Here is a 5,930-nt window from a genome sequence, read left to right as displayed (position 1 = left end):
TCTCAGTTTAACATATGAATATTCGTATTGTACTAAAGTAAAATTCTATAATCACTACTGTTCAAAAAAAGAAAAAGATATTTATATATTTTATTATAAATATCTTTTTTAAATATTTTTGGCAGGTTAATTAAACGTCATTTAAATGATATATTAATATGATCGCAAGCCGAACTTTTATACTTTGAAATAGTTAATGTTGATGGTTCATTAAGGTACGGATTGACATTAAGAGTTCTAGATGCCCCATTGGTTAATATGAATGAATCTTGATGATTATGATCGTCTTTGATATCAATTTTAGTCATTCCAGGGTTTTCACATTGTGTACTGTCTGAGTAAAATTTTATTGCTTGTACGCCTTTTAGGACCCAATTTACAATTGTCGGTATATTTTCACCTGGATGTGCACTGATACTATTATCAGATTCCAGTGAAAAAGTGCCCCATATGTCTCCCTTATGGATATCAGTCGATAACATAGACAAAGACATAGGGTTTTCCAATTCATTTTTCCAATGAGGATAACTTTCCAAATATTCAGATAGTAAATTTTTTATTTCATCTTGTGCAAAAGGGGTAATTTTTTGGAATACAAACACTTTTATATCGCCATCCAGTATGTAAGGACCCAAAATCTTCTTAAAATGTTTGCCTATTCCAGTATTTAATAGAATTTGTTTGGCTGGTATAGAAATAACCCGTTGGTCAGTGGGGGATAAATGAAATTGAATCGGATCAGCAACAACGAAATATGTTGACATCAACGATCCTACTTTAAAGCCATCTCGTAAATCCACTTGGGACGTATATACAATTTTTTTAGCTAGTTTTTGGTTTGAAATCGTTACGAGTAAATCATCATTCAAAAGTGAGCTTGAACTTAAAACCGTTATGTTTCGATCAGAATCTTTTAGTGTTTCAATATCTTGAACAAGTTTGAGATAGTTTTCATAGTGGTCTACTTTTAAAGGGAACGTTTTTTCTGGTAACCATTTACTTAAAATGTGAATTTGATTGTTCTCGAATAAACATGATCTATATATATACAAACTTGAAAATACCAAGCAGATCAAAATACCATATTGTAAAAATTTAATGTTTACTTGTTTTATAATTTGTCCAATGCTTAGGGTACTAATAATTAATACCCATAAAGCAAAAGGTAAACAATGTTGTGTACTTGGGCTTTGGGTTTGGGTAAATATAAAAAAGGTAAATATTAAATTAAAACTACTAAATATTATTAGCAGTTTCCATTTTTCTTTTTTGCCTATGATGGACCAAAGACAGCCTATTAACACAAAAGGAGCATTATACAAACCTATAATACGCCCTACATGTTGGAAAGAAAAATATCTAGATCTTTGATATACGGAGTAAATATAAGAATAATCTGTATGGAGAATTTCCCAAATAAAGTTTTTTTGAATTATTATTGCCAAAGCGACTGTAAAGACTCCAGAGATAAAAAAATTCAAAATGATAAATTTTATCTTATTAAAGCTTAGTTCGTCGTTATATATAAAATAATTTAAGAAGGGTAAAGATACATACAATGAAATTACAGAATACGCATACCATTCTCTAAGTAGAAATGGTGACCATAATAATACCCCTATACTGCAAGCTTCTTTCCATTGAATTCGAACGCTTAGATTTTTCTCCCGAGAAACCAATAAAATGGATCCAACAATACCTAATAACCCTGAGATGTCGGGATACCCTCTTAAGGTTGGTCCCCAAAAAGCAACAAAAGTGGCTGGTAATATGCAAGTGATTGCAATCCATACCACGGACCAATCTGAAGTGAACTGCTTGCATAGATAATGGAATAATAGGATTAATGGAAAAAAGTAGAGTATAACAAGCGATAAAATATAGGATAACCGAGAAGGTAAGCCAAAATATTGAAACCAAAATGTTAAAGCAACCGGTAAAGAATTGTGCTGTTCATTTCTTATTGAGTGAAGCAACGAATGGACAGCCGTTAACGGATTTTTTGAAAAAATATAACCAAATTCCTCCCATGTTCCCCAATAACCTCTATAATCCCAACAATAAACATTTTGCTCACTGAGCACATAAGCAGTGGTTTTTAAAATTATTAAGGTTAATAGAACCATAAAAAGTAAATAAGTAAAATGGGTTCGGTTTAGTTTCATAATAAAATTCTTTTGGTATGTGTAATAATAAAGTTAGTAGAGATAAAACGTATCTGTTAATGGTACGTAAAGTGTTTTTGCGTTTATTGAAGAGTAGAATTTAATAGAAGTGTGTGTAATTTTATTCAGCATAAATTAAGTTTTATACCAAAAAAAGTAGTTAATTGTGTACATTATTCTTTAAATTTAGCGTCGGTTTGAGAAAAGGGATCATGAGTTTTAAGGGATTTAATATCGCAGCAGTTAAGTAAAATTTTAAATTTTATTAACTTTTCCTAATTTTTGGTTAAAATTCATTTTTTTTTCAATAAAAAAACGGGGACGCTGTTTGCTTTCCATGTATATTTTTCCAATATATTCCCCCATAATACCCAAGAAAAATATTTGTAAGCCACCAAGAAAAAGAACAGCGATGAAAATAGAGCTCCATCCTGTTATCGTATTCCCCAAAATTTTTTCTATTATAGCGTAGAGCGCACACAAAAAGGAAAAGAAACAAATGCATATTCCTGTCAAGGTTGCTATGCGTAATGGGGTAACGGAAAAAGACGTAATCCCCTCTAAAGCTAATGAAACCATTTTTTTTAGGGGATATTTTGAGTCGCCAGCTATTCTTTTGTCTCTTTCGTAGTAAATTTGAGTTGTTTTATAGCCAAGTAAAGGGATAAGACCTCTTAGGTATAGATTTTGTTCTTTAAATTTTTTTAAAGAGTCCGTGGCGGTTTTTCCCATTAATCTAAAATCAGCATGATTTGCGATTTGGTTAACACCTAATTTGGACATTAAAAAGTAAAATAGGTTTGCAGTATTTCTTTTAAAAAAAGTATCTTTGTTTCTATTTTCTCTGACTCCGTAAACAATTTCATACCCTTCAAAATATTTGTCGATCATTTTATCGATACAATTTATGTCATCTTGTAAATCAACATCTATACTAATATTGATATCGGTTTCAACGCTGGACAATCCTGCCAGTAAAGCGATTTGATGACCCTGGTTTTTTGAAAGTTTGATAGCTCGAACGGTAGGGTTTTCGTTACAAGCTTTTTCAATATTTCGCCAAGTATTGTCGGTACTCCCATCATCAATGAAAAGAAGACAGCTGTCCGATTTGATTTTACCTTCAGCCATTAATCGTTTAATGATTTTAATCAGTTTATGCATACAAATTGGAAAAGCTTCTTCTTCATTATAGCAAGGAACTATTATTGTTAACGTTGGAATACGTTCATCAAATTGACTGAAATTTTTATTGTTATTCATTTCATGGACCAATATTTATTTAAAAAGAAACCAATGGCTGTATAAAAACACATACCTACCAATTGCGCTTCATAAAGTTTTTGGGGCTTTAAATGTAAAAAGAGTTTTATAGCGGCAAGATTGCAAAGATAACAAAAAAAACAAACAATAATAAATTTAGCAAATTTATTCACGGTTAGTGAGGTAATAAACGTGAATTTTGAATTGACAACAAAACTGAAAATTATTCCAATGATATAACCCATTGCATTAGAAGTGTAAAGATTCGTACCCAAATGCATAAGGGTAAAGATGACAATGGCTGTTACCAGCGTATTGGCCAGGCCAACAACGACGTATTTTATAAGCTGTAGGTTTAAAGTGAGTACACGCATAAATTTTTATTAATTTTTTTTTAATGATAAGACTGTATTCGAATCAGGGATGAATAAGAATTAAGCTATTGGATTATAAAGTCTAGTCTATAATTTAATACAATTTCTAACATATTGGTGCATAAACGTTCGCTAGTTAATAGGGGGTAATCGCTCGTCATCATTAAGTTGTGGGGTACTGCTGTCCATAATGGATAAAATAGCTGCTGTTAAGGGGGAAGCGAGAATAAGACCCGGCATGCCCAAAATCGTACCAAAGATAGTTTGAGATAAGATGGTTATTCCAGGAGGCATTCTTACCGCACGATTTTGTACCAGAGGTGAAATAATATTTCCCTCAAGAAATTGTATAGTTAAATATAAAATGATAACAAACATGGCTTCTTGTTTACCTTGAGATAGTCCAATTAAAACCGCAGGGACAGCGCCTATAATGGCACCAATATAAGGAATAAAATTAGATAATCCTGCAACTACCCCCAAAGCCAGTGCCAACGGTATGCCTATTATGCTGAGTCCCACAAAGGAGCAGGTGCCAACCACCAGCATTACAATGGACTGTCCAGCTGTCCATGACCATAACGTATGCCCTGAAATAAGTAGCAATTTCCGTATTCTAGGTCGTTGTTTTTTTGGAACAAGTCTTAACAGTCCATTCCCATACAATGTAGGGGAAGCGGCAAAGTAGAGCCCCGCAATAAATATAACAAAAACAGTACCGACAACGCCAAAAACAGACGTTATAAAACCAGTCATCGAACCGGCAATTCGTGAACTCAAAGACGTCGAGGGCTCATTATGGTTTCCACCGACCGAATTAGGAAGATAATCCAAGACTATATTTCCTAAGGGGCTAGTGTGCAGTTGATCCCTTAAATTGCCTACCTGTAGAGTTATGGCGTGTTTTAATTTAAGAATTTGTTCGCTGATTTCTGGACCACTTGTCCATATTAATGCAAAAAGGGCAGAAAATATAATCATAACCACCAAAGTCAGTGATATTCCGTATGGAAGACGCGTATATTTTCGAACAATACTGGCCAATCCTTTAAGAATAATTGCCGTTAACGTGGCCGCAAATACAATCATCAATAAATCACCAATTAGCCATATTGATATAATGCCAACGGCAACGAGCACTACATTTTGAACTAAAAAATAAAATCGTTCTTGTTGTGAAGATTCATTGGGGGGAGGGGGTGTGGATGCCATGTTGCTTTCAAATGCGAATGAACTCGATATTGAACTTAGCAAGATGATACAAGAAAAACAATGCGAATAATATCAACAATTTTAATTGTTTGTACTAGTTTCCACTTTCATATGTGCTGTGTAACGTTGAATAATTTCGTCAGTAGGCCCATCACCAATGACTTTCCCCGCCTGGAGCCAAATGATACGTTTACACCATTGTTGAAGTATTGGGAGGGAGTGTGTTGTAATAACGACAATGTCCGCTCTATTAACGATACTTATCAATCGTTCGCGGGCTTTTTCCTGAAAATTGTTGTCGCCCGCCATGAACCATTCATCCATAAGCAAGATATTTGGGATGACTGAAGTGGCTAAACCAAAACTTAAACGCATTAACATTCCCGCAGAATAGGTTTTGAGCGGCAATTCTAAAAATTCATTTAACTCAGCAAAATTTTCAACATCTTGTTCAAGAAGTTTAATTTTTTCTTTACTGTATCCTAATTTTTTCCCATGCAGGGTAATATTTTGTCTTCCAGTAAGTAAGGGATTCATCCCAGAATTTATGTTAAGTAAGGCTTCTATCGTTCCTTGTACAATAATTTTGCCAAAATTTGGTTCGTAAATACCCGTAATCGCACGCAACAAGGTTGATTTTCCAGAACCGTTATGGCCAATTAAACCTATTCTATCTCCAGGATAAAAGGTTAAAGAAACATCTTGTAAAGCTTTAACAATAAGCTCTTGATTGGCATTGGTAGCCAGTTCTGCGCCTGTGTGTTGTTTTTTATTTTTACGGGCTTTTATTAATTTACTTGCTCTTGAAAACATGATTTTTTTCAAAGAGCGATTGCTACTATGAAAAATAGGAAACTCGATGAACAGTTTTTCTATTTTGATGATGCTTTCGGTAGAGAATGTGTTCATATTATCT

Annotated in this window: 5 protein-coding genes; all 5 read right to left on the bottom strand. The window is 33.5% G+C overall.

Features of this window, described 5'->3' with window-relative positions; all coding sequences use genetic code 11:
• Positions 1 to 137: 137 nt before the first annotated feature.
• The gene (locus AABE15_RS05960; protein ID WP_338330372.1) at positions 138 to 2,165 is read right to left on the bottom strand and encodes a hypothetical protein; all 2,028 of its coding nucleotides are present in this window, start codon (positions 2,163 to 2,165) and stop codon (positions 138 to 140) included.
• Between the two features lie 255 nt (positions 2,166 to 2,420).
• The gene (locus AABE15_RS05955; RefSeq protein ID WP_338330371.1) at positions 2,421 to 3,428 is read right to left on the bottom strand and encodes a glycosyltransferase family 2 protein; all 1,008 of its coding nucleotides are present in this window, start codon (positions 3,426 to 3,428) and stop codon (positions 2,421 to 2,423) included.
• On the bottom strand, positions 3,425 to 3,802 hold the full coding sequence (locus AABE15_RS05950) for a GtrA family protein (RefSeq protein WP_338330370.1): 378 nt from the start codon (positions 3,800 to 3,802) through the stop codon (positions 3,425 to 3,427). The genes AABE15_RS05955 and AABE15_RS05950 overlap by 4 nt, the downstream gene beginning before the upstream one ends.
• Before the next feature lie 132 nt (positions 3,803 to 3,934).
• Positions 3,935 to 5,014, bottom strand: a complete 1,080-nt coding sequence (locus AABE15_RS05945) for an AI-2E family transporter (protein WP_338330369.1) — start codon at positions 5,012 to 5,014, stop codon at positions 3,935 to 3,937.
• A gap of 81 nt (positions 5,015 to 5,095) precedes the next feature.
• The coding region (locus AABE15_RS05940) for an ATP-binding cassette domain-containing protein (protein ID WP_338330368.1) at positions 5,096 to 5,930 on the bottom strand (835 nt) is incomplete at its 5' end.

This window comes from Commensalibacter sp. Nvir (assembly GCF_963921845.1).
GTDB lineage: Bacteria > Pseudomonadota > Alphaproteobacteria > Acetobacterales > Acetobacteraceae > Commensalibacter.
Note: the sequence above shows the minus strand (reverse complement) of the source record. Positions and strands in the feature narration are given on the sequence as shown.

Excerpts from the sequence above, each read along its gene's own strand:
- AABE15_RS05960 (WP_338330372.1), bottom strand. The coding sequence starts at position 2,165 with ATGAAACTAAACCGAACCCATTTTACTTATTTACTTTTTATGGTTCTA.
- AABE15_RS05955 (WP_338330371.1), bottom strand. The coding sequence starts at position 3,428 with ATGAATAACAATAAAAATTTCAGTCAATTTGATGAACGTATTCCAACG.
- AABE15_RS05950 (WP_338330370.1), bottom strand. The coding sequence starts at position 3,802 with ATGCGTGTACTCACTTTAAACCTACAGCTTATAAAATACGTCGTTGTT.
- AABE15_RS05945 (WP_338330369.1), bottom strand. The coding sequence starts at position 5,014 with ATGGCATCCACACCCCCTCCCCCCAATGAATCTTCACAACAAGAACGA.